27 protein-coding genes are annotated in these 24434 nt (G+C 65.4%); 17 read left to right on the top strand and 10 right to left on the bottom strand.

Going from position 1 to position 24434, the window contains the following annotated elements:
• Positions 1–66: 66 nt before the first annotated feature.
• The 3 genes from recJ to BJI69_RS14670 are packed head-to-tail and all read right to left on the bottom strand — an operon-like array spanning position 67 to position 4648.
• Entirely contained in the window at positions 67–1779 is a 1713-nt protein-coding gene (recJ, locus tag BJI69_RS14680; protein ID WP_046969137.1) for a single-stranded-DNA-specific exonuclease RecJ, read from the bottom strand.
• Complete coding sequence (locus BJI69_RS14675; protein ID WP_046969136.1) at positions 1776–2756, bottom strand: hypothetical protein; 981 nt, start codon at positions 2754–2756, stop codon at positions 1776–1778. The genes recJ and BJI69_RS14675 overlap by 4 nt, the downstream gene beginning before the upstream one ends.
• A 2-nt stretch (positions 2757–2758) precedes the next feature.
• Positions 2759–4648, bottom strand: coding sequence for an ATP-binding cassette domain-containing protein (locus BJI69_RS14670; protein ID WP_046969135.1), 1890 nt, complete (start codon positions 4646–4648; stop codon positions 2759–2761).
• 174 nt (positions 4649–4822) lie between these two features.
• Between BJI69_RS14670 and BJI69_RS14665 the strand changes: the two genes are divergently transcribed.
• The 6 genes from BJI69_RS14665 (at position 4823) to BJI69_RS14640 (ending at position 9337) form a co-directional block, all read left to right on the top strand.
• Positions 4823–5161, top strand: coding sequence for a hypothetical protein (locus tag BJI69_RS14665; RefSeq protein ID WP_046969134.1), 339 nt, complete (start codon positions 4823–4825; stop codon positions 5159–5161).
• Positions 5162–5341: 180 nt separating this feature from the next.
• A complete protein-coding gene (locus tag BJI69_RS14660; RefSeq protein ID WP_046969133.1) occupies positions 5342–6379 on the top strand; it encodes an agmatine deiminase family protein in 1038 nt (345 codons plus the stop codon).
• An 18-nt stretch (positions 6380–6397) separates the two neighbouring features.
• Positions 6398–7288, top strand: a complete 891-nt coding sequence (locus tag BJI69_RS14655; protein ID WP_046969132.1) for a carbon-nitrogen hydrolase — start codon at positions 6398–6400, stop codon at positions 7286–7288.
• A 25-nt stretch (positions 7289–7313) separates the two neighbouring features.
• Positions 7314–8549, top strand: coding sequence for a TraB/GumN family protein (locus BJI69_RS14650; RefSeq protein WP_046969131.1), 1236 nt, complete (start codon positions 7314–7316; stop codon positions 8547–8549).
• Positions 8550–8645: 96 nt separating this feature from the next.
• The gene (locus tag BJI69_RS14645) at positions 8646–8966 is read left to right on the top strand and encodes a c-type cytochrome (RefSeq protein WP_046969130.1); all 321 of its coding nucleotides are present in this window, start codon (positions 8646–8648) and stop codon (positions 8964–8966) included.
• Positions 8967–8983: 17 nt separating this feature from the next.
• Complete coding sequence (locus tag BJI69_RS14640) at positions 8984–9337, top strand: c-type cytochrome (protein WP_046969129.1); 354 nt, start codon at positions 8984–8986, stop codon at positions 9335–9337.
• A gap of 95 nt (positions 9338–9432) precedes the next feature.
• Here the strand turns inward: BJI69_RS14640 and BJI69_RS14635 are convergent, their stop codons facing one another.
• A complete protein-coding gene (locus BJI69_RS14635) occupies positions 9433–10026 on the bottom strand; it encodes an NfuA family Fe-S biogenesis protein (protein WP_046969128.1) in 594 nt (197 codons plus the stop codon).
• Between the two features lie 136 nt (positions 10027–10162).
• On the opposite strand from BJI69_RS14635, the gene BJI69_RS14630 reads away from it, so the two are divergent.
• Complete coding sequence (locus tag BJI69_RS14630; protein WP_046969127.1) at positions 10163–10504, top strand: 4a-hydroxytetrahydrobiopterin dehydratase; 342 nt, start codon at positions 10163–10165, stop codon at positions 10502–10504.
• A 1-nt stretch (position 10505) separates the two neighbouring features.
• The gene (locus BJI69_RS14625) at positions 10506–11933 is read left to right on the top strand and encodes a CPBP family glutamic-type intramembrane protease (RefSeq protein ID WP_046969126.1); all 1428 of its coding nucleotides are present in this window, start codon (positions 10506–10508) and stop codon (positions 11931–11933) included.
• 23 nt (positions 11934–11956) lie between these two features.
• On the opposite strand, the gene BJI69_RS14620 is transcribed toward BJI69_RS14625, so the two are convergent.
• Complete coding sequence (locus BJI69_RS14620; RefSeq protein ID WP_071924986.1) at positions 11957–12904, bottom strand: RluA family pseudouridine synthase; 948 nt, start codon at positions 12902–12904, stop codon at positions 11957–11959.
• 349 nt (positions 12905–13253) lie between these two features.
• Between BJI69_RS14620 and rne the strand changes: the two genes are divergently transcribed.
• Positions 13254–16766, top strand: coding sequence for a ribonuclease E (rne, locus tag BJI69_RS14615; protein WP_071924985.1), 3513 nt, complete (start codon positions 13254–13256; stop codon positions 16764–16766).
• Between the two features lie 82 nt (positions 16767–16848).
• On the opposite strand, the gene BJI69_RS14610 is transcribed toward rne, so the two are convergent.
• Positions 16849–17502, bottom strand: a complete 654-nt coding sequence (locus tag BJI69_RS14610; RefSeq protein WP_046969125.1) for a response regulator — start codon at positions 17500–17502, stop codon at positions 16849–16851.
• Positions 17503–17739: 237 nt separating this feature from the next.
• Here BJI69_RS14610 and BJI69_RS14605 point away from each other — a divergent pair, with 237 nt between their 5' ends.
• On the top strand, positions 17740–18033 hold the full coding sequence (locus BJI69_RS14605) for a hypothetical protein (protein WP_046969124.1): 294 nt from the start codon (positions 17740–17742) through the stop codon (positions 18031–18033).
• Positions 18034–18280: 247 nt separating this feature from the next.
• Here the strand turns inward: BJI69_RS14605 and BJI69_RS22545 are convergent, their stop codons facing one another.
• Positions 18281–18451 (bottom strand): hypothetical protein, encoded by a 171-nt coding sequence (locus BJI69_RS22545; protein ID WP_154670750.1) that lies wholly within the window; start codon positions 18449–18451, stop codon positions 18281–18283.
• Positions 18452–18610: 159 nt separating this feature from the next.
• On the opposite strand from BJI69_RS22545, the gene BJI69_RS14600 reads away from it, so the two are divergent.
• The 4 genes from BJI69_RS14600 (at position 18611) to BJI69_RS14585 (ending at position 21213) form a co-directional block, all read left to right on the top strand.
• On the top strand, positions 18611–18841 hold the full coding sequence (locus BJI69_RS14600) for a hypothetical protein (protein ID WP_046969123.1): 231 nt from the start codon (positions 18611–18613) through the stop codon (positions 18839–18841).
• A 47-nt stretch (positions 18842–18888) separates the two neighbouring features.
• The gene (locus BJI69_RS14595) at positions 18889–20250 is read left to right on the top strand and encodes a cation:proton antiporter (RefSeq protein ID WP_071924984.1); all 1362 of its coding nucleotides are present in this window, start codon (positions 18889–18891) and stop codon (positions 20248–20250) included.
• An 87-nt stretch (positions 20251–20337) separates the two neighbouring features.
• Positions 20338–20676: a hypothetical protein gene (locus BJI69_RS14590; protein ID WP_046966017.1), complete on the top strand. Its 339-nt coding sequence runs from the start codon at positions 20338–20340 to the stop codon at positions 20674–20676.
• Between the two features lie 126 nt (positions 20677–20802).
• A complete protein-coding gene (locus BJI69_RS14585) occupies positions 20803–21213 on the top strand; it encodes a low affinity iron permease family protein (protein ID WP_046966018.1) in 411 nt (136 codons plus the stop codon).
• A gap of 24 nt (positions 21214–21237) precedes the next feature.
• Here the strand turns inward: BJI69_RS14585 and BJI69_RS14580 are convergent, their stop codons facing one another.
• Positions 21238–22029 carry a hypothetical protein gene (locus BJI69_RS14580; RefSeq protein WP_162200963.1) on the bottom strand — a complete coding sequence of 264 codons (792 nt, stop codon included), beginning with the start codon at positions 22027–22029 and terminating at the stop codon, positions 21238–21240.
• 120 nt (positions 22030–22149) lie between these two features.
• On the opposite strand from BJI69_RS14580, the gene BJI69_RS22925 reads away from it, so the two are divergent.
• Positions 22150–22380, top strand: coding sequence for a Rap1a/Tai family immunity protein (locus tag BJI69_RS22925; protein WP_046966020.1), 231 nt, complete (start codon positions 22150–22152; stop codon positions 22378–22380).
• Positions 22381–22458: 78 nt separating this feature from the next.
• On the opposite strand, the gene BJI69_RS14570 is transcribed toward BJI69_RS22925, so the two are convergent.
• Both BJI69_RS14570 and BJI69_RS14565 read right to left on the bottom strand, forming a co-directional pair.
• Positions 22459–22851 (bottom strand): hypothetical protein, encoded by a 393-nt coding sequence (locus BJI69_RS14570; RefSeq protein WP_211258451.1) that lies wholly within the window; start codon positions 22849–22851, stop codon positions 22459–22461.
• Positions 22852–22862: 11 nt separating this feature from the next.
• Positions 22863–23153 carry a hypothetical protein gene (locus tag BJI69_RS14565; RefSeq protein ID WP_046966021.1) on the bottom strand — a complete coding sequence of 97 codons (291 nt, stop codon included), beginning with the start codon at positions 23151–23153 and terminating at the stop codon, positions 22863–22865.
• 125 nt (positions 23154–23278) lie between these two features.
• On the opposite strand from BJI69_RS14565, the gene BJI69_RS14560 reads away from it, so the two are divergent.
• Together BJI69_RS14560 and BJI69_RS14555 are read left to right on the top strand one after the other, a co-directional pair.
• Positions 23279–24064, top strand: coding sequence for a DUF6348 family protein (locus BJI69_RS14560; protein WP_125903065.1), 786 nt, complete (start codon positions 23279–23281; stop codon positions 24062–24064).
• Between the two features lie 47 nt (positions 24065–24111).
• Complete coding sequence (locus BJI69_RS14555) at positions 24112–24417, top strand: hypothetical protein (protein WP_046966023.1); 306 nt, start codon at positions 24112–24114, stop codon at positions 24415–24417.
• Positions 24418–24434 lie beyond the last annotated feature (17 nt).

Here is a 24434-nt window from a genome sequence, read left to right as displayed (position 1 = left end):
TTTTCGGAATAGCGCCGCAACCAGGCGTTCGCGACTGCCTGCTTTGAGCAGGCGCCGAGCCGCCCTTCAGGCCACCGGTTCCATATGCGTCAGCAGCAGCCGCAGGCTCTCCCTGCCCTGCCAGTCGTTGACCGACAACTCATACGCCACGCGCATGCGATCGGGCGGCGGTGTGCCGTCGTAGCAGTTGAACATCACGGCATCGAGAGGCGCCCCGCCCTGCGTATGGCGCAGTTGCAAACGAAGGTGGCGGCTACCCATCGGTTTCCATGAAGCGCACTCGAACCGCGCTTCGAAGATCGGCGGCGGGAAGCCCTGCCCCCAAGGCCCGGCGTAGCGAATCTGCTTTGCGAGGTCGAGCGTGTGATCGCGATAGTCGAGTTCGCCGTCCGTGTGCACGAGGGCCTGGAGGCGTTCGTCGTCGAGATGGCCGCGCGCTGTTGCGTCGAAAGCGGCCGCGAAGCGATCGAAGTCGCTGGCATGAAGGCTGAGACCCGCGGCCATGGCGTGACCGCCGAATCGCAGGATCAGGCCGGGATGCTTCGCGTCGATCTCTGCTAGCGCATCACGGATATGGAAACCGGGAATGGAGCGGGCCGAGCCGCGCAGTTCGTCGCTGTCGTCGCCGGCCGGCGCGAACGCCATCACGGGACGATGCAGCTTTTCCTTCAACTTGGACGCGATCAAGCCAACGATGCCCGGATGCCAGCCTTCGTCGAATAGCGCGACACCCACCGAATCGACGTGCGCGGCACGCGCCACCATCGTTTCAGCCTCGTCGACCATGCCCGCCTGCATCTCGCGACGTTCCTGGTTGATCGCCGAGAGCTGTTCGGCGTATCGACGCGCGATGCCATGGTCATCGGTGAGCAGGCAGGCGACGCCTAGTGACATGTCTTCGAGACGTCCCGCTGCATTGAGCCGAGGGCCGATGGCGAAAGCCAGATCCGTGGCGCCGACGGTCGCCAGTGAGCGGCCGCTGGCTTCGATCAGGGCCGTGATGCCCGCGCAGGCCTTGCCCGCACGCATACGCTTGAGCCCCGCTTCGACCAGCACGCGGTTGTTGAAGTCCAGTACGACCAGGTCCGCGACGGTGCCAAGCGCCACAAGGTCGAGTAACGCACTGAGGTCGGGCTCGCCGGCTGCAAAGTGACCGGCGTCGCGCATCGCCGCGCGCAGCGCCAGGAGGAGGTAGAACATGACGCCGACACCGGCGAGCGCCTTACTCGGGAATCCGTCACCGGCGAGGTTCGGATTCACCATGGCGTTCGCATCGGGCAAGGTGTCACCCGGCAGATGATGGTCGGTGATCAAGACGGCGATGTCGCGCGCGCGTGCCGCCGCCACGCCCGCCACGCTGGCCACCCCGTTGTCGACGGTAACGATCAGATCGGGCGTCGGATCCAGGGATGCGACGAGCGCCTCGCTCAGACCGTAGCCGTGCACGAAACGATTCGGCACCACATGGCGTACGTGACGCGCGCCGAGCATGCGCAGGCCGCGCTCGGCCACCGCAGTACCCGTGGCCCCGTCACAGTCGTAGTCGCCGGCGATGACGATGTGCTTGTCGCTGGCAATGGCTTCCATCAGCAGTGCAACCGCCGCATCCATCCCGCCAAGCAGGTTCGGCGACAGCATGCGCGCAAGGCGGTGCTCCGCACCATCCGGCGTGGGCACGCCACGCGCGGCGTAGAGCCGTTGAATGACCGGGTGGATATGCGGCGGCCAGCCGCTCGGTGCGATAGCGACCTGTCGCTGGCGCCAGGCTCGCGCGGTCATGCCTTGCGCCAGAAACGCAGGCGGTGACGCTTGCGAATGACCATGCGCACGCCATCGGCAAAGGCGATGCGCAGATCGACCCCTGCCTCGAGACGCGCTTCGATGGCCGGCCACCAGACCTGTTCGAACTCCGCGGGCTGCACGTCCTGCAGGTCCAGCAGGCTGTAAGGAACCTCATCCTCGCGGCTCTTTGTAGGAGCCGATTTATCGGCGATAGCCAGTTTGCCGCGAACCCCATTCGCCGATGAATCGGCTCCTACAAAAGCTGAGCGGGGCTGAACGTCGACGTTGGCGCGGTGACCGAGTGCCCAGGCGAGCAGGTCGTCACTGTAGATTCGTCCGAGGCCACACTCGACCCAGTCGGGCAACGCACCGGCGCCCCATAACCAAACGCTGTTGACCGGCGGCAGTCCACGCGCGACACGCGCCGCGTTGACCGGATGGTTATGCAGCACCACCTGTGCCTCGTTGATCAGCGCGCGCCAGCGACGACCTTCCTCGCCCTTGGGCAGTTGCTCGAAGAGATCCGCGCCCAGCGCCTCCTCCGGCTCGGGAAACGAGGGCACGTCGACGTATTTGGGCAGGCGCAATTGCCAGTGCTGCGAATCGCCAACGAGCAAGGTCATCCCTTCGGCGTCGAAGGTCTCGGCAAGCGCCTTCACCAGCGCCATGGATTCCTCCAGACGCAGGCCGAGATTGCCGCAGGCCAGCAGGCGCGCACCATTGAGTTCCGGCTGGACCCAGGCGGGATCGGCCGAGAGCCACAAGGCATCCCCTGCATCGCCCGCGACGGACTGGCGGATGAGGGCCGCCGCCGGCAAGGACCCAGCCGGCCAACGGAATTGCTCCGCCATCGCCACCAGGTAACCGGGCAAGGCGGCGGGCAACGTCGTGCCGCGCGCGAGCCACGCCGCAAAAGCGGGCACGTAGCGGAGCTTTTCACGGCTCGGCAGCAGGACGTTGAGGGCGACGCTCATGCTCAGACCTCGATCTGTTCCAGGATGCCCAGCCATTCCAGCTCGACCGCTTCTTTCTCGCTACGCAGTTCGGCCTGGCGCTGACCGAGCTTCACCAGGTCCGCGCTGCTGCCGCCATAGACGGTCGGGTCGGCAAGCTTGCCGTCGATGTCGGCGAGTTCCTTGTCCATCGTCGCGATGAGGGTTTCGATCTTCTTCACCCGCGCACGCAAGGGCTTTTCTTTCTCGCGTTCCTCGGCGCTGAGCTTGCGCTTCTCCTTGGCGGCTTCCTGCACCGGCGCATTCTGCGGCGCCGAAGCGACCGCCGCCGTCTTGCGCGTGGTGCCACGCGTGCGTAGCCACTTGGCGTAGTCGTCGAGATCACCATCGAAGGGCTCGGCCTTGCCGTCGGCGACGCGCCAGAACTCGTCGCAGACCATGCCGAGCAGATGGCGATCGTGCGAGACCAGCACGAGAGCGCCGTCGAAATCGGCGAGCGCATCGGCCAGCGCTTCGCGCATGTCGAGATCGAGATGGTTGGTCGGCTCATCGAGCAGCAGGAGATTTGGTTTTTCCCAGGCGATCAGCGCCAGGGCGAGACGCGCGCGCTCGCCGCCGGAAAACTTGTCGACCGGTTCGAACACGCGATCGGCCGGGAAATTCCAGGTGCCGAGATAGTCGCGCAGGATCTGCGCGCCGGCGTTCGGGGCCTTCTCCTGCAGATGATCGAACGCGCTCCAGCCTTCGTGGAGGCTTTCGACCGTATGCTGGGCGAAGTAGCCGATCTTCATGTCTTTATGGAAGCTGCGCTCGCCGACCATCGGTTCGAGCTCGCCGACCAGGGACTTCACCATGGTCGACTTACCGGCACCGTTCGGACCGAGCAGGCCGATGCGATCGCCGGCCTCGAGGCCGAAGGCGACATCGCGCAGGACGACCTGATCGCCGTAGCCCGCGTCGATGTGATCGAGCTGCAACATCGAAGTCGGCAAGCGGTCGGGCGTGGGGAACGAGAAGCTGAAGGAACGCTCCGCGCGCACGGCTTCGGTACCGGCCATCTTCTCCAGGCGCTTCATGCGCGACTGCGCCTGCTTGGCCTTGGATGCCTTCGCCTTGAAGCGTTCGATGAAGGACTGCAGGTGGGCGCGCTCGGCCTGTTCACGCACATGGGCGATCTGCTGCTGGCGCAGGTGTTCGGCGCGCTGACGTTCGAAGGCGGTGTAGTCGCCCGTATAGAGCTTGGCCTTCCCTTCGTGCAGGTGCATCGTGTGCGAGATCACGCCGTCGAGGAATTCACGATCGTGCGAGATGATCAGCAAGGTTCCCGGATACCGGCGCAGCCACTCTTCGAGCCAGAGCACGGCATCGAGATCGAGATGGTTGGTCGGCTCATCGAGCAGAAGCAGATCCGAGGGAGCCATCAGGGCCCGCGCCAGGTTCAGGCGCACGCGCCAGCCACCCGAGAACGAGGCGACGGGTCGCTCGTGGGTCTCCGGGCTGAAGCCGAGGCCATGCATGAGCCGGCCGGCACGCGCACGGGCGTCGTAGCCGTTGAGCTCTTCGATGCGCATGTTCGCCGTGGCGACGGCCTCGTAATCTTCCGCGTCGTAGGCATTGGCTTCCGCCTTGAGCGCGGCTGCCACCTCGGCATCGCCGCCGAGCACGTACTCGATCGCCGGGTCGGGCAAGGCCGGGGTTTCCTGATCCACGGAGGCCAGACGGACCTTGGAAGGCATGTCCAGCTCGCCGACTTCCGGCTCGAGCTCGCCCTTCAGGGCGGCGAACAGGGTCGACTTGCCACAGCCGTTACGGCCGATGACGCCGAGCGCCCAGCCACTCTGGATAGTGAGGTCCATCTGCGAGAGCAGCGTGCGGCTGCCCCGGCGCAGGGCGAGGTTGCGAAAAGAGATCATGAATAGGGTTACTGCGATGAGCGACTGCCCATGATAGCCGGCCCGCCGACCCACGGGGCCGAAACGCGACGCAGGACACAGCCGTGAAGCCCGGTGCACGCCGCCCATGGCGCGGGATGGGGCGACATGTTAAAACGGCGTCTTGCGCCGCATGGGGAGCGCGACGGAGCCATCATGAATACCTTCAAGCCTGTTTTCACCGCCATCGCCCTGGCGATCGTCTCCGCCTCCGTGGCGCCTTCGGTTCATGCCGACAGCCTGCTGATGCAGCGTGTCCAGCAGGAAAAGGGCATGAGCCTGCCCAAGAAGGGCATGAGCATGGCCCAGGTGGAACGCCAGTTCGGCGCCCCGACCTCCAAGCTCGACTCGCGCGGCGGCGGCAGCGCCAAGCAGCCGGTCATCAACCGCTGGATGTACCCCGGCTACATCGTCTATTTCGAGCGCAGCCACGTGGTGCATACGGTGTTGAATACGCCGGCGGGGAACAATACGAACCCGCAAGCCGCCAAATAACGGACCTGGCGTGTTGTAGGAGCCGATTCATCGGCGAATGGGTGCTCGCCGGTACTTCGCCCGCTGCCGCGGGATCGCCGATGAATCGGCTCCTACCAAGCAGGGTGTCGAGGACTGGGGGCAGTTGTCACCCGGAAGCCTTACAATAGGCGGCTTCCCTCCGCTGCCTCCCCTGCCGCCATGACCGACCGCACTTCGTATCGACTTCCCGCCGAGTGGGAGCCGCAGGCCGGCGTGCTGATCGCCTGGCCGCATGCGGACACCGACTGGGCCGACCGCCTGGACGCGGTCGAGACGACCTATGTGGCGCTGGCTGCCGCGGTCACCCGCTTCGAACCGCTGCACATCATCGTGGCCGACGCCGCGCTGCGTGAGCGCGCCCGCCTGGCCATCACCGAGGCCGGCGCGGACCTCTCACGGGTGCATTTCATCGAGCTGCCCTACGACGACACCTGGCTGCGCGACTCCGGCCCGATCACGCTCACCGGTCCCGACGGCGTGCTGCTGAACGATTACCGTTTCACCGGCTGGGGCGGCAAGTTCGGCGCCGAGCAGGACGATGCGTTGATTTCCGGCCTGCTCGAGCGCGGCGTGCTCTCCGGCCTGCCGCACAAGCGCATCGACTGGGCGCTGGAAGGCGGCGGTATCGAGAGCGACGGGCGCGGCACCATCCTGACCACCTGGAAGTGCCTCAACCAGCGCCACCCGGAGCTCTCCCGCGAGACCATGACCGAGACCCTGGCGACCACCCTGCATGCCGACCGCGTGCTCTGGCTGGACCACGGTTACCTTGAAGGCGACGACACCGACGCCCATATCGACACGCTGGCGCGCTTCTCCGAGGACGGCGGCATCGTGTACCAGGCTTGCGACGACGAAAGCGATCCGCACTTCGCCGAACTGGGCCAGATGGGTTCGGAGCTGGCGGCACTGCGTTCGCCGGAAGGCAAGCCCTACCCGCTGCATCCGCTGCCCTGGGCCGAGCCGATCCTCGACGAAGGTCGTCGCCTGGCGGCGTCCTACGCGAACTACCTGATCGTCAACGGCGCGGTACTCGTGCCGGCGTATGGCGATGAGAAGGACGCGGAAGCGGCGCGGATCATCGGCCTGGCCCACCCGGGCCGCGAAGTCGTCCAGGTGCCGTGCCGCCCGTTGATCTGGCAGAACGGCAGCCTGCATTGCATCACGATGCAGTTGCCCGCCGCGATCGCCCAGTAACCCTGAGGAAGAAAAACGATGACCCGCAAGACCCTCAAGGTCGCCCTGCTCCAGGAAACCGACCGCGGCAGCCGCGACGGCAACCTGGATGCCATCGAAGCCGGCCTGCGCGAAGCGGCCAAGGCCGGCGTGGAACTGGTGTTGCTGCAGGAACTGCACAACGGCCCATACTTCTGCCAGCGCGAGAGCGTGGACGTGTTCGACCTCGCCGAGACCATTCCCGGCCCGGGTACCGAGCGCATCGGCAAGCTCGCCGAGGAGCTCAAGCTCGTCGTCATCGCCTCGATCTTCGAGAAGCGCGCCACAGGCCTGTATCACAACACCGCCGTGGTCTTCGATCGCTCGCGCGAGATCGCCGGCAAGTACCGCAAGATGCACATCCCCGACGATCCGGCGTTTTACGAGAAGTTCTACTTCACGCCGGGCGACCTCGGTTTCGATCCGATCCAGACCTCGGTCGGCAAACTCGGCGTGCTCGTCTGCTGGGACCAGTGGTATCCGGAAGCCGCGCGCCTGATGGCGCTGGCCGGCGCCGATATCCTGTTCTACCCCACCGCGATCGGCTGGGATCCGAACGACGACGATGCCGAGAAGGCACGCCAGCGCGAAGCCTGGATCACCGTGCAGCGCGGCCACGCGGTCGCCAACGGCCTGCCCCTGCTCTCGTGCAACCGCACGGGCTACGAGGCGGACCCTTCCAACGTGGGCAGCGGTATCCAGTTCTGGGGTTCGAGCTTCGTGGCGGGCCCGCAGGGCGAGTTCATCGCCCAGGCCGGCACGGATGGCCGCGAACTGCTTATCTGCGATGTCGACATGGAGCGTAGCGAGCATGTCCGTCGCATCTGGCCGTTCCTGCGCGACCGCCGCATCGACGCCTACGGCGACCTGACCAAGCGTTTCCGCGACTGATCCCCCTCTTAAGGACTCCGAGCGCATGATCCCTGCCGAGCACGACGAAACGCTCCCCGCCGCCCTGGAAGGCCAGCCCATCGAGCGCATGAGGCGCGACGGCGTGGACTACGTCATCCTCGGCACGGCTCACGTCTCCCGAGCGAGCGTGCACGCGGTGGAAGCCCTGCTCGAGACCGAGCACTTCGATGCGGTCGCGGTCGAGCTATGCGCCAGTCGAGCGCATGGCATCCGCGATCCCGAGGCCTTCAAGCAGCTCGACCTGTTCCAGGTGATCCGCCAGGGTAAGGCCGGCATGGTCGCCGCGAGCCTGGTGCTCGGCTCCTTCCAGAAACGTCTCGCAGCGCAGTACGGCATCGAACCCGGTGCCGAGATGAAAGCCGCGATGGACGGCGCCGACGCGCGCAACCTTCCCGTGTGGCTGGTCGACCGCGAAGTCGGCACAACGCTCAAGCGCGCCTGGCGCAGCGTCGGCTTCGTCCAGCGCTTCGGCCTGCTGGCCGGCATGCTCGGCAGCGTGTTCGAACGCGAGGAAATCGCCGAAGCCGATATCGAGAAGCTGAAGGAATCCGACCTGCTCGAGAGCGCCTTCAGCGAATTCGCGACCAACTCGGCGCCGCTGTATCACGCGCTGATCGCCGAGCGCGACACGTTCATGGCCGCGCGCCTGCGCGAGAACGGCATGCGCATGGACCCGGAAGCGCCGACGCGCAAGGTTCTCGTCGTCATCGGCGCCGGCCACCTCAAGGGCATGAGCGAGCAACTGGCCCACCAGCATGGTGACGCGCAGGGCCTGGCGGACGACCTCGCCGTCACGCCGCCCGCGTCGGCCTGGCCGAAGATCCTCGCCGTCGGCCTGGTCCTGGCGATCTTCGTCGCCATCGGTTTCGCCTTCTATCGCAGTCCCAGCCTTGGCGCGGACGCGGTGAAGAGCTGGATCCTGCTGACCGGTGGCCTGTCGGCGCTGGGCGCCCTGATCGCCGGCGGTCATCCGCTGTCGATCGTTGCCGCCTTCGTCGCCGGACCGCTGAAGCCATTCCGTCCCGGCATCCCCTCCGGCGCCTTCAGCGCCATGGCCGAGGCGTGGATCCGCAAGCCGCGCGTGGTCGACTTCGAGCACCTTCGCGACGACATCACCCACTGGACGGGCTGGTGGAAGAACCGCGTGGCGCGGACCCTGCTCAACTTCTTCCTGGTCTGCATGGGCACGATCGCCGGCGAATACATTGCGGGCTTCCACATTATTCGCAGCCTGCTCTGAGTCCCCTGCTACCCTGAGTTGTCGGTCGTCGCGACACGCCTCTATACTTCGACGGCTTTTCAACCCCGGCCCCGCCCGGCACCCAGGGAACTCTTAATGAAGCGTCTGCAACTGGTTGGTCTGATCGCTGTAGCACTGTGCGCCGCATCCGCTGCGCACGCCGAAGGGGACAAGGCCAAGGGACGGACGCTGGTCTATACCTGCAACGGCTGCCACGGCGTGCCGGGCTATGCCAACGCTTACCCCGAGTACCACGTGCCGCATATCGCCGGCCAGAACGAGCAGTACATCGTCAACGCCCTCAAGGCTTACAAGAGCGGCGAGCGCACCCACCCGACGATGGGTATCCAGGCGCAGAGCCTGTCCGATGAGGAAATCGCGGACGTTGCCGCCTACCTCTCCAGTCTCGCCAAGTAAGCCGCCGAGGACGAATGATGATCCGTGGTTTTTCCCTGCTCGCCGTGGGCGCGCTGCTCGCGCTGACCGCCACCCAGACCTTCGCCGCCGGTGATCCCGTGCGCGGCAAGACCAAGATCGCCACCTGCGTGGCCTGCCACGGCCAGGACGGTAACGCCGTCGACCCGCAGTACCCGCGACTGGCCGGCCAGTACGCCGACTACCTCGCGATGGCCCTGCACGAATACAAGGACGGCCGCCGCGGCAACCCGATCATGAAGGGCTTCGCCGCCACGCTGTCCGACCAGGACATCGACGATGTCTCGGCGTATTTCGCCACCATGCCGACCAAGTTGGATGGGCTCGAGCATCACATCCAGGGCAGCGACTGAGCACAACCAGGACGTGGTGGGAGCCGGCAAGCACCCATCGCCGATGAATCGGCTCCCACACAAAAAAGCCCGCTTACGCGGGCTTTTTTGTTGCTTCAGCCAGCGGCCTTGGCGAAATACGGCTTCTCGCCCGTCTCGTGGTCGGTGACGTCGCGCACCTCGGTGATCTCCGGAATGCGCTCGCGCAGGGTCTTCTCCACGCCGTTCTTCAACGTGACGTCGACCATGCCGCAACCGTGGCAGCCGCCGCCGAAGCGGAGCACCACGATATTGCCGGCAGCGACTTCCACCAGCGAGATGCGCCCGCCGTGCGAGGCGATCTGCGGTGCGATCTCGGACTCCAGCACGAACTGGACGCGCTCGATCAGGCCTGCGCCCTCGCCCGGTGCCTCACCCTTGATCCGCGGCGCACGGATATTGAGCTGGCTACCGGTTTCCGTGGTCTCGTAGTCGATGCTGGCGGGGTCCAGCCAGCGTGCGCTCTCGCCGTCCACGTACAGGTTGAAGCCCGTGCACTCGATGGTCCACTCGTCGCCGGTGAGCTCCGAGGTCGAGCAGAACTCCAGCTCGCACTGGGCGGACGGCGTGCCCGCATGGACCACGCGCACGCGAATGCCGAGGTCGTCGTCGCCCTGCTGCGAGAGCAGGCGCTGGAAATGCGCCTGGGCGCGCTCCGAGATGTCGATCATGAAAGGCTCCGAGGGGAGGTCCGGCGTGGGGAGCGCCGGATATAGCACCATTCTAGTACTGTTTAGTGGACGCCGCCTTTTGACAATTCAACCGCGACGGCCGACGCTTCGCGCTTTCAACGTACGGAAACCTCCCATGACCCTTCCCCCCCTCGCCAGCCAGCACTGCACGCCCCGCAAGGGCGCCGAGCATGCGCTCGATCGGGCGGCCATCGACGGTCATCTCGCCGCCCTTCCCGGCTGGAAGGTCACGGCGGACGGCAAGGCCATCGTCAAGGACTTCCCGTTCAAGGATTTCCACCACACGCTGGGCTTCATCAATGCGGTCGGCTTCATGGCCAACCAGGAAGACCACCATCCGGATCTCGAAGCCGGTTACGGCCATTGCCAGGTGCTCTGGTCCACCCATGACGTGGGCGGCCTGTCGCTGAACGACATGATCTGCGCCGCGCGCGTCGAGGCCCTGCTCGATCGCTGAGGTGCGAACGCTGCCGCCCCGCTGGACCGCCGTCGTGGCGGTGCTGCTGGCACTCGGCTCGCTTTTCGCCCTGCCCTGGTTCGCGGCGACCCTCGTCCGCGCGACGATCGAGCGCGACAGCGCCCAGGATCGCGCTGCCTATGCCGCTGGATCGTCGCCCTGGCACTGGCATCTCCGCGACAGCGACGATGTCGTGGCGGGACGCGCCTTCGGCGGTGGGCGGCTGAAGCCGCTGCCGAATGGCCTGCAGGTCACGGCGACCGACGGCTCACCGCTGCAGGTCGGCTTCCCGCTGAACCGCCAGGCCGACCTGCGCGCCCTGACCACCCTTCGCCTCGATGCCTCGGCCTCGGCCAGGGGTCACTATGGCATCGACCTACGCCAGACCCTGCAAGCGCCGATCGTCCATGCGGACCTGGGCGAGTTTGGGCCGGGTCCGCTGGTGCGTGCCCTCCGACTGGACCGCATGAAGTGGGCCGACGCGGCCGGCCATGCCGCGATCCTGCCTGCCCGGGCAGCCATGCTCCGGCTCACGGCCACGCTTCCCGCCGGCCAGACGCTCACGCTTCACGACGCGTCGCTGGTACCCGCACCGGCGTGGGCGCCACCGGACGCCACGGCCTTGCCAGACGGGCTGACCGCCGAAGGCCTGCTCGACTGGCGCGATGCCCGACGGGCGACCGCACCGACGGCGAGCTTTGGCGATGCCCGGGTATCGCCGCCCGCGCCCGCGTGGCAACCGTGGGCGGCACCGCTTCTCTATGCTTTGCTGCTGATCATCGTCCCCGCGATGCGCAAGGCCATGAAGCCCGGCCAGGAGACCGCTGACTCGCCGGCCAGGGCGGGGCCGATCGAAGCCCTGCTCGTGATCGCGGGGCCGGTGTGGTTCATCGCCGGGCTGGGCCTGTCGAGTAAACCGGTCGCCTCAGGCATCGCCATGTTCGTGCTCGGCGTGGCTTACGCGGTCCTGCTGGGAATCCGACGCCAGCTTCCTCGCTGGCGCTGGTTCGGCGCATGGCGGACGGTGGGATGGCCCTTGCTCGCCCTGCCGGTGGCCATCGCCATCGTCGCCGTGGCCGGTCATGCGCCCGCGTGGCCGGCAGCCGGACGCGCCCTCCTCTATATAGGTTGGGCCTTCGTCCAGCAGTGGCTGATCCTGGCGGTCGTCGCCGCCTTGCTGGCGCGAGCGCTGCCACGACCGCTGGCCGTCTTGCTCGCTGCCCTCGCCTTCGCCCTGCTCCACACCCCGAACGGCCTGCTGATGCAGCTCTGTTTCGTGGCCGAGCTGGGCTGGGCCTGGTGGTACCTGCACCACCGGGCCCTCTTTCCGGTGGCCCTGGCCCATGCGCTCAGCGCCCTGCTCCTGCAGGCCTGTCTCGCCGGCGGCATCCTGCGCTCACTGGAAGTGAGCGCCCGGTTCCTCGGCTGAGACGGCTCGACCGGTAAGACGACTCAGCCGGCCAGTTTGTCGAGGAACGCCTTCAGTTCGTCGGGCAACGGCGAGGAAAAATCGTAGTTCCTGCCGTCCAGGTCGAAGCTCATCCGGGCCGCATGCAGGAACATCCGCTTCAGTCCCATGGCGCGGAAGCGCTTGTTCGCGGCCTCGTCGCCGTACTTCGGGTCACCGGCCAGCGGGTGGCCGGCGTATTGGGCATGCACGCGGATCTGGTGGGTCCGGCCGGTACCCAGGGTCGCCTGCATGAGGCGGGCGTTCGGGTACTGCTCCAGTTCCTTGAAGTAGGTGAGCGAGGGTTTACCGGCGTCGTCGACCCGGACCAGCCGCTCGCCACCGTGCATCACGGACTTGAGCAGGGGCGCGTTGACGTCGAACTTGGCCTTCCGCGGGGTGCCGGTCATCAGGCAGAGATACTGCTTGGTGACCGTGTTTTCGCGGATCAGGGCCTGAAGCCCGGTGAGGCCCGACCGCGACTTCGCCAGGACGAGCACGCCACTGGTATCGCGGTCGAGGCGATGGACCAGCTCGAGGTGCTCGTTGGGCCGGGCGGCGCGCAGCAGTTCGATGGCGCCATGGCTGACACCGCTGCCGCCGTGGGCCGCGATACCGACCGGCTTGTCGATCACCAGGAAGTGCTTGTCTTCGAAGATCACCGCGTCGGCGACCGACTTGACCATGCCGGAGGGGGCCACGCCCTCCTCACGCTCGGCCACACGGACCGGCGGGATCCGCAACATGTCGCCCAGGGCGAGGCGCGTTTCCGGCTTGGCCCGCTTGCCGTTGATACGAACCTGGCCCGTTCTCAGGATGCGGTAGACCAGGCTGCGCGGCACTCCCTTGAGCATGGTCATCAGGGCGTTGTCCACGCGCTGACCGTCCCGCTCGGGACCGATTTCGACGATGCGCACACCTTGGCCGCCGTCGAGGGAAGTTACCGTCTGCATTGATAAAACTCGAATTTGATAGGATACTCGGCGAGCGCCAGGCTCCGCTGAAGACTTATCTCTCGCGGGGTGCCTGTACCGTCACGTAAGGCGAGTGTCATGCCATTCCGTCCGAGGGGTCGGAAGGTGAGCACACCCCACATCGTAACGGTTCGGGTTGCGGTTGTCCGGCTAATCCGTAAGGACGCGGACCGGTTGCAAGGCGCTTATCACGAATCACGCCGGGTCCAGGTATCGGTCCCGGATCCCATGCCGCTTGAAGCCTCACCGCTGCGGCGCGATCCCCGGCAGGCCGCCCCAAAGGGCGCCACCGCGGCCCGCGGCCGCGCGGCAAGGTCGAGGAATTACAATGAAGCGTATGTTGATCAACGCGACTCAGCGCGAAGAGTTGCGCGTGGCCATCGTCGATGGCCAGAATCTTTACGATCTCGATATCGAAATCCCGTCCCGGGAACAGAAAAAAGCCAACATCTACAAGGGGCGCATCACCCGCGTCGAGCCGTCTCTCGAAGCCTGCTTCGTCGACTACGGCGCCGAGCGCCACGGCTTCCTTCCGCTGAAGGAAGTGGCCCGCGAATACTTCAACCCGAACGCGGAAGGCAAGTCCAACATCCGCGAGCTGTTGAAGGAAGGCCAGGAAATCATCGTCCAGGTCGAGAAGGAAGAGCGCGGCAACAAGGGTGCCGCCCTCACCACCTTCATCAGCCTCGCCGGTCGTTACATGGTGCTGATGCCCAACAACCCCCGTGCCGGTGGCGTCTCGCGCCGCATCGAGGGTGAAGACCGCCAGGCCCTGAAGGAAGCGATGGAGCACCTCTCGGTGCCCGACGACATGGGCCTGATCGTGCGTACCGCCGGCATGGGCCGCGACGCCGAGGAGCTCCAGTGGGACCTCGACTACCTCCTGCAGCTCTGGAAGTCGATCTCCGGCGCAGCCAACTCGCAGAAAGCCCCGTTCCTGATCTACCAGGAATCGAAGCTGTTCATCCGCGCCCTGCGCGACTACCTGCGCAACGACATCGGCGAAATCCTGATCGACGAGGAGCAGCTGTTCAGCGACGCTCGCGACTTCGTCCAGCAGGTCATGCCGAACAACCTGCGCAAGCTCAAGCTCTATCAGGATCCGACGCCGCTGTTCTCGCGGTACCAGATCGAAACCCAGATCGAGAGCATCTTCGAGCGCAACGTCCGCCTCCCCTCCGGCGGTTCGATCGTCATCGACCAGACCGAAGCCCTGACCGCCATCGACATCAACTCGTCGAAGGCGACCAAGGGCAGCGACATCGAAGAGACGGCGTTCAACACCAATCTCGAAGCCGCCAGTGAGATCGCCCGCCAGCTGCGCATCCGTGACGCCGGCGGCCTGATCGTCATCGACTTCATCGACATGGACAGCCCGCGCCACCAGCGCGAGGTCGAAGAGCGCCTCAAGGACGCCCTCAAGGCGGACCGCGCCCGTGTCCAGATCGGTCGTATCTCCCGCTTCGGCCTGCTCGAGATGTCGCGTCAGCGCCTGCGTCCGAGCCTCGGCGAAGCCACCCAGATCGTCTGCCCGCGTTGCGAAGGCCACGGCCACATCCGCAGCGTGGAATCGCTCGCCCTCTCCACCCTGCGTCTCATCGAAGAGCACGCGATGAAGGAAAACACCGGGCAGGTCCTGGTGCAGGCGCCGCCCGCGGTCGCCAACTTCATGCTCAACGAGAAGCGCGCCAGCGTCGTCGAGATCGAGCTGCGCCATAACGTGCACGTGGTCGTCGTCGCCGACGACAAGCTCGAGACCCCGCACCTGGAAATCACCCGTATCCGCGAGGCGGACATGGGCGAGCACAGCAAGCCGAGCTACGAGCGCACCACCCCGGTGGTCGCCGTCGCCCTGCCGAAGATGGGCCAGGCCCTGGGCAGCGGCGAGCAGCCGCTGGTGACCGGCGTGGTTCCGTCCACGCCGGCGCCCATCCGCGACGACGAAGACGAGACGCCGGCTGCACCGGTCGCCGCCGCCAAGGCACGTCCGGTCGCCGCCGCTCCGGCCGCGAAGGGCGGCTTCCTCTCGCGCCTCTTCGGTGGCCTGTTCGGTTCCTCCGCACCGGCAGCCCCGGCGGCCGAGCCGGCACCGGCCCGTCGCGACGAATCGCGCCAGGGCAGCGGTAGCCGCAACGAGCGCAATCCGCGCCGTGACGACCGCCGTGGCAACGAAGGGCGCAACAAGAACAACGAGCAGCGCCAGCAGGGTCAGCGCGGCGAGCGCGGTGAACGTGGCGAGCGTAAGGACAACGCGCAGCAGCAGCCGAAGGGCCAGCAGCAGGCCAAGGGCGGCAACAAGCAGGGCCGAGGTGAACCGCGCCAGGGCGAGCCGCGTCAGGGCGAAGAGAAGCAGCCGCGCCAGCCGAAGGAACAGCAGCAGGGCGGCCGCCAGGGCGGTCGTCAGGGCCAGGAGCCGCAGGGCCAGGCCGGCGAAGGCCAGGGCCGTCGCCAGCCACGCGGCGAGCGTCAGCCGCAGGGCGAGAAAGTCGAGAAGATCGAAAAGGCCACCACGCTGGTCGCCGGTGCTGCCCAGACGGCCGCACCGGGTGCCGTGCACGTCCCGGCCGAGCGGCCCAACGCTCCGCTGAAGGACGAGGAAGGCGTGTCGCCGGTCATCACCGACGAGGCCCTCACCCAGGTCGAGGGCTCGCTTGCCGCCGATGGCAGCGCACCGTCCACCGACACCAAGGACACCGAAGGTGGCCAGCGCCGTCGTCGTGGCCGTCGCGGCGGTCGCCGCCGTCGTCGCCAGGAAGACGGTACGCAGGCCGGTTCGATCGAAGGCGGCAACGCTGACGATCTCGATGACGAGGACGGCGACAGCGACGACGTCGCCGATACCGCGCCGGCTCGCACGACGCGTGACAGTGCCAGCGTGCCGCCGATGCTCGATACGGCAGCCGCTGCCGAGAACGCGTTCGCCGTGGGCGCCCCGCGCAACGAAGCTACCCAGCCCGCCGCTTTCGCCACGGACGACGAGTCGGTGCCGTCGGCACTGACCCTCGGCTCGCTGCCCAAGCTGCCGCCGATCCCGGGCACGTCCGCTCCGGTCACGTCGCACGCCCACCCTGTCGACCCGGCCACGCCGGCCGACTCGGCGCAGACACGTACCACCGAGCGCCGTCAGACCGAGTCCGATGCACCGCTGACGTCGAATCCGGTGTCGGTCGAGGCGCCGGTGCCCGCACCGGTCGCTGCGGCGCCAGTCGCCCCAGCACCGGTCGCCGTCGCCCCGGCGGTGGAAGAGCCGTCGATCGAGCTTGCGACGTCGGCCAAGCAGGCGTCCGTGCTCGACACGCCGGCTCGCGGCATGTTGCCGGATACGACCGCTGAGACTCCGGTCGTCGAAGCCGCTGTCGAAACACCGGCCCCGGTCGAAACGCCGAAGCCTGTCATCGCTCCTGCCACCCCGACGCCGACACCGACCGACGCAGAAATCGTCGTGGCCGCGCCCGAGCCGACGCCGATGACTCCGGAAGCTGCGGCTCCGAAAGCAGGTCATGCGTCGGAGCCGGTTGTGACACCGGTAGCGGCACCTGTGCAGGCACCGGTTTCGGTTTCGGCTCCGGTCGACGCACCGGCTCCGGCCCCGACCCCGGCTCCAGTTGCGGTGGCGGCTCCTGTCGCTACTCCGGTTGATGCACCGCTGCCGGTTGTCGCCCCGGACGCTGCTCCTGCCCCGGACGCTGCTCCTGCCCCGGTTGCCGCTCCGGCGCCCGCGCCGGTTGCTGCACCCGTTCCGGCACCTGCCCCCGTCGTGGCTCCGCCCGCACAGGGTGACCTCCTGACGCGTCCGCGTCAGGAACCGCCGCACGGTGACACGCCGCGCGACGAGCACTAAGCAAAAGGCAGGGAGGCTTCGGTCTCCCCAAAAAAACGCCGGGCAATGCCCGGCGTTTTTTTGTCACGAGTTACGAACTATCTCAACTACCAACCTGATGGTTGTGCGTGTCGAGCAACCCGTGCACGGTCATCAGGTGAGCGAGGCCCACGACGTGATCGACGTGCAGCTTTTCCATCAGGCGCTGCTTGTACGTGGACACCGTCTTGGGGCTCAGGTTCAGCCGCTCTCCGATGGAGGTAAGCGGCATCCCGCGAACCAGCATCATCGAGACTTCCATCTCACGGGTGGACAGGGTATCGAAGGGCGACTCCGAGCCGTCCAGCGTGGCGAGGGCGAGCTGCTGTGCCACCGACGGAGCGAGGTAGCGCCGACCTGAAGCTACCTGGCGTACGGCACTGAGAAGCTCGTCCGACGAGCAACCCTTGGTCAGGTACCCAAGCGCACCCGCATCGAGCAGCCGCTTCGGAAAGCGCGCGTCATCGACGATGGTGAGAATGACGATATTCGTGCGCAGCTTGGCGCGCACTACACGCTCGGTCAGTTCGACCCCGCTCATGCCCGGCATGTGGACGTCCACAAGCGCGATATCCGGCGCAAGCGTACGGATGAGCCGCAGGCCCTCTTCCGCCGTACCCGCTTCTCCCCTGACCCGGAAATCCGCTTGCTGCTGCAGGATCATCCGGAAACCGGTCCTGACCAGTTCATGGTCGTCGACCAATACAACGTTAATCATTTAGTGCCCTCCCTGGGCCGACTGTGCTTCGTTGCGCGCGGATCGATCGCGCGCGGCCTGCGGACGCATACAATGCCAGATGTGCAGGCGAGACAACCAGCGTGTACATATCATCAACCTCGGTCACGCCAGCCTGTAGCGGTAGACGCCGTGCTGCGTGAGGTGACATGACCTGATGTTCGTGTCATCGTCGCCCACGCCTGTTTGTAGGCGTACACGTAAGGACATGCTTTTCTCATGGAAGACACCACTTACCTCCTCGGTAAACTCGCCGCATTGGAATCGGCGCTCGACGCCGCATTCGCCACGCATCCCGACCCGTCCGCACTGATAGCCGCGCTGGCAGAAGCGATGTGTCGGTATACACCGGCATGCCGGCCGCAAGATGAGAGCTCATTCGCAGAAGGATGGATGGCCGTCGTGACACCTTTGTTGACCGACCAAGCCTGTTGCCAGGCGTCAGCCGTCTTTGCCGGCATCGCTGTCCCGGGTGACACGGTGATTTCCGCCCGGAAACGCAAGATTCACTGAGCGACGACCACCTCGTCCTCACGCAGCGGGCACGGTATCGTCAACGTCATCGCTGCAAGGTGGATGCTCCCCTATCGACCGGAGCACACCTCTTGGCTAATGAGAAAAATCGCCCGCCGCAACATCCCGGCCAGAACGATCCGCCGAGCGATCCACGCACGCCGACCCGTGAACCGGAGACGGACGCCTCAGGCGATCCGCTCGACGACACGGGTGAAGACAACCATAAGACAAAGGAGTAAGCGCATTATTCAATGCGCTTTAGATCCCTTCCCGCAGCGCGTGCCGCTGCACGTCGGCGCAGCAGGATGATCGCCGCGAGGATGAGAATCGTCGGACCCCAGCGCCCACCCGTCGCCATCGTAAGCAGCTTGCTGGCTGCCATGGCGCCGAGAGCGTTGGTGTGTTCGGTGGCCATGAGCCGTTTCCCCGGTTTTGCGACAGGTCAAGATTCGCCTTGCTGCCATGGGAAGATCGTGAAGCCGGGGGCTAGACGTCCTCACGCGCCGTCGAAGTCGACAAGGCGGGCGGCGACCGCCACTATGGGCGCCGTTATCACGTTGACGCCCCTCCTCCGATGCGCCGAACCCTAGCCGACTATGCGCCCTGGATTGCGATCGCCCTGGCTATCGCCGTGGCCGCCGCGTACTTCGCCCTCAATGCACCGAGCAGTCACGAAACCTACGACGACTGCCTCGCCCGGCTGGCTACTTCTGACGACACGGACGCAACCCGCGGGCTGAATCGTGCCGCGTGCGCGAACAAGCCGGGCGCCACGCCCGCGACGTCCGCCGCCACCCACCCGTAACGCTGGCCTTCGCGCCCGTTTCATGGCCGTGCACCGAGCATCGGTGCATGGGTTACTTCGCGTGGATCCTCTTCATCGGCGTGCTGCTGGTGGTCACCTCCATGGCCGCCGGCGTGATACGTCGCGGGCCAATCACATCGTTTGCGGTGTATCTCGCGGCGGGCGTCCTGGTCGGTCCCGCCGTCCTCGGCCTGGCGCGCTTGTCCTTCGATCACGACAACGCGGGCTGGCTTCGCGCGGTGACCGAGACCGGGCTGGTGGTCTCGCTTTTCATCACCGGGCTCAAGCTGCGCGTACCTTTCCGGCATGCCGCCTGGAAGACGGCAGCGCGACTCGCCGTGCCTGCCATGCTCCTGACCATCGGCGGGGTCACGGTGTTCACCCACCTGGCACTAGGTTGGTCCTGGCCGCTCGCGCTCGCCCTCGCCGCGATCCTGTCGCCCACCGATCCCGTGCTCGCCAACCTCGTCTCCGTGGACGACGCCCGCGACGACGATGCCCTCCGGGTGGCCCTTTCGGGCGAAGCCGGGCTCAACGATGGCACCGCCCTCCCCTTCCTTTTGCTCGCTCTTACCTTGATGACGACGCGGGAGGCAGGGACCGCTCTTTGGGCCCACTGGGTGGGTGTCGAACTGGTTTGGGGGTGGCTGGCTGGCATCGGGCTCGGCTTCGCCATCGGCTGGCTGATCGGTCATGCGGGCACGCACCTGCGCCACCTGACCCAGGACGTCGCGCCGAGCGATTTCCTCGCCCTGGGCATCATGGCGCTCGCATATGCGGGCGCCGAACTGCTGCACGCATCCGGGTTCCTCGCGGCTTTCGCGGCCGGCGTCGGCCTGCGCCGGGTCGAAATACACGTGGCCAGGAGGCACTCGGCAGACAGCGACGACGTCGCCCCGGAAGGCGTGTCCGAGCCTGCGGAATTGCTCGTCCGACCCAATGAACGCAGCACGGCCGGCAACGATCACCCGGTGCAGACCGTCGGCTGGGTGGTCTCGGATGCCCTCTCGTTCGGCGACACGATCGAACGCCTGATCGGCGCCCTGCTGGTGTTCGTCGTCGGTGTCGCCGTGCTCCCGGCTTTCAGCTGGGCTGGCGCCCTCGTCGCTCTCGTTCTCTTCCTGGGCATCCGGCCGGCATCCGTATGGCTGTCGACCATTCGCGACGGATTACCCTGGCAGCGCCGCCTGCTCCTTGGCTGGTTCGGTATCCGCGGGCTGGGCAGCCTGAACTATCTCGCCTATGCCTTGACCCACGGCCTGGCGGGCCGCGACGGTGACGACCTTGCGACGATCGCCCTGACCGTCGTGGCACTGAGCATCTTCATCCATGGCATGACCACCACCCCATTGATGGATTGGCGAGGAAGAGCTCTCGAGCGCCGGCGACAAAAAGCCGTCACTAGGTAGAACTACGGTAGCGAGCGACGGCGGATTCACGCGTACTCGTGCGTGTGGCCGCCGCGCGGCCAAGCGTCCTCTCCGGAGACTCCGCCCATGGGCAATTTCACTACTGCGTCCACCCGCCTGGCGCCGCATCGGCACCGGGCGATCCACACACCCCGTCGCGAACTGCGTACCACCTCACCCGACGACGGCGTGCAGCTGAATCGCCGGACGAACCTTCGCGGGGCGCTCATCGAACTGGACTGGCTCGGTGTGTGTTCGTATGAGAACCAGGCATCGTTTCTCGGCCTGGGAAAGCGCCTGGTCCTGACCGAGCTATTACGCGGCGCCGACATCAGCGCACCCGTCGCACGGGACATCGAATGGGCCATGCAGAAGCGCCGTGGCTGGATGGACGAAGATCATCGCAACGAAACGCTCGACGACTGACGATCCGTCGCGACGAGCCAGTAATCGCAAGATGTTTCGAGTATCGGACGCCGGCGCGCAACGGCAACATCACGGTGATTGAGCGAGGATCTCCCGGTTGATCCTCAACTCACCGGAAGCGCCACGATGGCTAACTCAAAGTCACCTTTCGATCGCCTCGCCAGTTGGGCAGCAAGCGCCTCCGGCACACCTTCGGCATCGATCGGCGCGGCGGTACTCGTCGCCGTGTGGGCGGCGTGCGGACCCTTCTTCCACTACAGCGAAACCTGGCAGCTGGTGATCAACACCGGCACCACCATCGTGACCTTCCTCATGGTCTTCCTGATTCAGAGTTCGCAGAATCGGGATTCGTGCGCCGTGCATTTGAAGCTCGACGAAATCATCAGCGCGATGAAGGGTGCGAAAGACGAACTGATGGATCTCGAAAGCCTCGACCAGGCTTCGCTGGACAAGATCCGCGACGAATACGTGCGCCGTGCCGAGCTCGCGCGCAGCGGTCATTCGGTCAAGGGCGAGGATGGCGTGCCGGCGGCTTGACCGTCGAATACACCCACGCGTCCGTCAGTTCGCCGGCAGCATCTGTCCGACCACCTTGCCCTTCGCGTCGAGCATTTGTAACGACGGCGAACCATCCGAGGCTACTTTCATCACGATGCGAGGATGACCCGCCGTGTCTGCCATCGTGAGGGCTACGCCGTCATCTTTGCCTCTATCGCCGCCGCGATTGAGGATCATGCGAGGCGTGGGTCGACCGCGCTCTTTAAAAAAGGCTTCCACCTTGGCGTCGCGCTGTGCATCCGACAGGCCCTTTACCGATTCGAGCACCTTCATCAGGTCCATGATCGAGTAATCGGGATAGTCAGTGAACTGCAGTGATGCCGTGCGTTGCTGGCCATGCTGCCTTGAGCCGAGCGCCATGGTCTGATCCTGCTCGTAGGCGTCGAAGGAAAGATGACCACTCGAGTCCTTGATACCGTCAGGCCCCATCTCTCCACCGAAACTCAGACCTCCGTTTTCCGTGCCTTCCGCATTGAGAAAAAGCAGACCGGCGTTCTTTCGCCCTGCCGGATGCGGAAACTCTTTTCCCTTGACGTAGATGCCTGGCGACGTGCCCGCACTACTCATCACCATGCGCAGCGTTCCGTCTGGCTCGCGCAGGTTGATGCGTTGCACGTCGAGTTGCTCGAGCGTCATGGCCCTGGGTGACAAGGCAAAACCGCTGGCCACCGTGACGACAAAGACCGCCGTCAGGACGCCCGAATAGATCATCAGAAAACGCTGCCCCGAAATGCTCATCGTTCCATTCCCTCCCGAATGAAGTGTGCCTCTTGCCTTGCGTTGGCAAGCCTGCACCCCGGTTCGGCGCTGTTTCAAGTGCCGGAGGGAGACGACGCGGCGAATGTGCCGAAGAGTCGTCGTTATGTCCCAAAGAAATGCCGACTTTCGCCGATAACAAGGGCCAAGGATTTCGCCATGGCCCAGAACATAGGCTACGTTCTGGGCGCGTGGGATGGCATCATGATCGCGCGCGTCCTGGCCAAAAAGGATACGACGTGCATGCCCGCTGGACTGTCGAATGTCGCACTGGCTCGAACGGTCCTCGGACACATCGATGCGAAGCCAGGCGAACGATCGGTCGGCGCTACTTATGTCGTCGCCAACGCGCTGATCGAGTCTTATCCCTGTCTTAAAGATTCCAAGTAGACATCAATGAGCCCCGCCGTGAGCGCGGCTTTTCGCACTTGGCTAACGCAGCTCAGAGACGGAATGACGCGCCTGAAATCACTGCCCGGGCTTATCGCCGCCCAACAGGATCATTTCCGTCAATAATGCAGCCCCTAGCCGCGGCGAGTCCAACTCCCGATAACCCACTGCCTTGATCCCCGAGCTTTCCTCGGCCTGTATCAAGATGACGGGTGTCTTCTTTCCGGACGCTTTGTCGACGTGCCAGGCGTATTGCGGGATCTTGATATCGAGGGGCGTACCTACGGATGTGCCAGCATTACCGATAGCGAATGCCGCACAGCCTTTCTTCATGTCCGCCGATGTGGCAGGACGAGCATGAACGAAGCAGTCTTTGGGCAATTCGGGCCAGACGACGCCGGTGGCTTCGCCGGGCTGCGCGACCCAACATAAGGCGAGAAAGCCCATGAAAACCAGCGTGCGATTTATCACGATAGGTATCCTTAATGACGCTGGTTATGCTCGCGTATGCACTTAGCCGCGTCCTCTGCCGAGCCACTGCCACTGTTGAGGCACTTGATGAAGGCTTTGTCGCGGCGCTCGTCCTTCAGGCAGCGCTTCATCGCGTCGTCGCGCTCGGACGAGGAAAGCGGCGAAGCCGACTCCGTCATGACCTTCAGAACCGCTTCGCTGGCGCCCACGACCTGCTGGCATTCCGCTTCTGAGTAGTGCCGGCGACACCCTCCGAGGGCTAGCGCGAGCATGAGAAGGGCCGCAAGATGTACCTGACGCATAATCATTCCTTGAGATAGCGCGTTAAGTGACCGGCGCCTCCCCATAGAGCGCCACCGGCAGCAAGTTTTTGCGATGGTATCTATGGATTGGGGAACTGTCGATAGGCCCTGAAGGGGGGGTGATCATGTTCCGCGATACGCTGAAGAAGTGGTGGCCCCCCAAGCACCAGAAGGCGACGGATGATCCGGCACCGCCAGTCGCTGCGGCGCAGACAACTCCTGATGATGGATCCATCGGTACCGAATCGACGGACGATATGCTGGCGCGTGCTCTGATCCAGCATGGCGTCCCGTCGCATCGTGACGGGAGCGCTCATGTACTGCCCGGCGACCTTCGCCTGCTACTCGTGTTGGAAGACCACCCGAGTACAACGCCCGGCAACCACGTCGTCGCGCTCGAACTTCGTGCTGAAGGCCCGCGAACCGATGGCATCGTCGTTTCTTCATTTGCCGCCGGTTTCGGCGAAGGCCGCCAGATAGCCGCCAACCAGGCGTTCATGAAAATGCTCCTGAGTGCATTTCACGTCTTTCTCGACGCGTTGACCGAACACACGTGCAGCCAGTGCGAGAGCGCCATGACACGCTGGAGCGGCAACGACGCGACGTGGACCGCCTACGACGGCGCGGTGATTACCCAGCAGACGGGATCATCCGCGCTTCTGGACACGTATCTCACGCACGCGTGGCCCGCTTTGCGTCGACTGTTCGAGCAGACGCAGCCGAAAGGCCTCCACTGGATCGGTGTGTTCGTCGCCAGCTTTCACAACGAGGTACAAACGGTCGAGGTCCTTCTCGATAGCAATCCGTGGCCCGATGCCACCGACTTGCTCTCCCGACAACCGTGGACGCCGGGTTTCGAGTACGAATCGGCGAGGCACTTCGTGATCGTGATGCCGGAGGGAAACGCGTAAGGCACGTGGATGAATCTGCGGTTTCACTACCTTCTTTGGAGAACCTCATGCACACGAACGAACAGATACTCGCCGACATCGAATTTCGGGGTGGTGTCTACGTCTGGGACGCCGAGGTTTTTACGGTGGCCTTCATGGCACACATAAACTTGACCGATCATGACGTTCTGCCATTGACCGAACTTCATGGCGTCCAACAGATTGCGCTCAACGCCGCCCACTTGTCCCACGCCGTGATCGCGCAGGTTGCGAGCATCACTGGCTTGCAATCCTTGGTGTTGTTCAACAACCCATTTTCAGAGCAGGAGTTGGGTGCACTGCGTGCGATCGGACCAGACGTCCTATCGGCCTGATATTCCGCCAATCGAAC

It is taken from the genome of Luteibacter rhizovicinus DSM 16549, from assembly GCF_001887595.1.
Lineage (GTDB): Bacteria > Pseudomonadota > Gammaproteobacteria > Xanthomonadales > Rhodanobacteraceae > Luteibacter > Luteibacter rhizovicinus.
This window is presented reverse-complemented; position numbering and strand designations above follow the sequence as displayed.

What these genes read in the sequence shown, in the direction of transcription:
- BJI69_RS14665 (WP_046969134.1), top strand. Translation starts at nt 4,823, where the DNA reads ATGAATACCTTCAAGCCTGTTTTCACCGCCATCGCCCTGGCGATCGTC.
- BJI69_RS14645 (WP_046969130.1), top strand. Translation starts at nt 8,646, where the DNA reads ATGAAGCGTCTGCAACTGGTTGGTCTGATCGCTGTAGCACTGTGCGCC.
- BJI69_RS14610 (WP_046969125.1), bottom strand. Translation starts at nt 17,502, where the DNA reads ATGATTAACGTTGTATTGGTCGACGACCATGAACTGGTCAGGACCGGT.
- BJI69_RS14660 (WP_046969133.1), top strand. Translation starts at nt 5,342, where the DNA reads ATGACCGACCGCACTTCGTATCGACTTCCCGCCGAGTGGGAGCCGCAG.
- BJI69_RS14585 (WP_046966018.1), top strand. Translation starts at nt 20,803, where the DNA reads ATGGCTAACTCAAAGTCACCTTTCGATCGCCTCGCCAGTTGGGCAGCA.
- BJI69_RS22925 (WP_046966020.1), top strand. Translation starts at nt 22,150, where the DNA reads ATGGCCCAGAACATAGGCTACGTTCTGGGCGCGTGGGATGGCATCATG.
- BJI69_RS22545 (WP_154670750.1), bottom strand. Translation starts at nt 18,451, where the DNA reads ATGGCCACCGAACACACCAACGCTCTCGGCGCCATGGCAGCCAGCAAG.
- BJI69_RS14620 (WP_071924986.1), bottom strand. Translation starts at nt 12,904, where the DNA reads ATGCAGACGGTAACTTCCCTCGACGGCGGCCAAGGTGTGCGCATCGTC.
- BJI69_RS14605 (WP_046969124.1), top strand. Translation starts at nt 17,740, where the DNA reads ATGGAAGACACCACTTACCTCCTCGGTAAACTCGCCGCATTGGAATCG.
- rne (WP_071924985.1), top strand. Translation starts at nt 13,254, where the DNA reads ATGAAGCGTATGTTGATCAACGCGACTCAGCGCGAAGAGTTGCGCGTG.
- BJI69_RS14650 (WP_046969131.1), top strand. Translation starts at nt 7,314, where the DNA reads ATGATCCCTGCCGAGCACGACGAAACGCTCCCCGCCGCCCTGGAAGGC.
- BJI69_RS14600 (WP_046969123.1), top strand. Translation starts at nt 18,611, where the DNA reads ATGCGCCGAACCCTAGCCGACTATGCGCCCTGGATTGCGATCGCCCTG.
- BJI69_RS14640 (WP_046969129.1), top strand. Translation starts at nt 8,984, where the DNA reads ATGATCCGTGGTTTTTCCCTGCTCGCCGTGGGCGCGCTGCTCGCGCTG.
- BJI69_RS14670 (WP_046969135.1), bottom strand. Translation starts at nt 4,648, where the DNA reads ATGATCTCTTTTCGCAACCTCGCCCTGCGCCGGGGCAGCCGCACGCTG.
- BJI69_RS14630 (WP_046969127.1), top strand. Translation starts at nt 10,163, where the DNA reads ATGACCCTTCCCCCCCTCGCCAGCCAGCACTGCACGCCCCGCAAGGGC.
- BJI69_RS14655 (WP_046969132.1), top strand. Translation starts at nt 6,398, where the DNA reads ATGACCCGCAAGACCCTCAAGGTCGCCCTGCTCCAGGAAACCGACCGC.
- BJI69_RS14560 (WP_125903065.1), top strand. Translation starts at nt 23,279, where the DNA reads ATGTTCCGCGATACGCTGAAGAAGTGGTGGCCCCCCAAGCACCAGAAG.
- BJI69_RS14555 (WP_046966023.1), top strand. Translation starts at nt 24,112, where the DNA reads ATGCACACGAACGAACAGATACTCGCCGACATCGAATTTCGGGGTGGT.
- BJI69_RS14635 (WP_046969128.1), bottom strand. Translation starts at nt 10,026, where the DNA reads ATGATCGACATCTCGGAGCGCGCCCAGGCGCATTTCCAGCGCCTGCTC.
- BJI69_RS14590 (WP_046966017.1), top strand. Translation starts at nt 20,338, where the DNA reads ATGGGCAATTTCACTACTGCGTCCACCCGCCTGGCGCCGCATCGGCAC.
- BJI69_RS14595 (WP_071924984.1), top strand. Translation starts at nt 18,889, where the DNA reads ATGGGTTACTTCGCGTGGATCCTCTTCATCGGCGTGCTGCTGGTGGTC.
- BJI69_RS14565 (WP_046966021.1), bottom strand. Translation starts at nt 23,153, where the DNA reads ATGCGTCAGGTACATCTTGCGGCCCTTCTCATGCTCGCGCTAGCCCTC.
- BJI69_RS14675 (WP_046969136.1), bottom strand. Translation starts at nt 2,756, where the DNA reads ATGAGCGTCGCCCTCAACGTCCTGCTGCCGAGCCGTGAAAAGCTCCGC.
- recJ (WP_046969137.1), bottom strand. Translation starts at nt 1,779, where the DNA reads ATGACCGCGCGAGCCTGGCGCCAGCGACAGGTCGCTATCGCACCGAGC.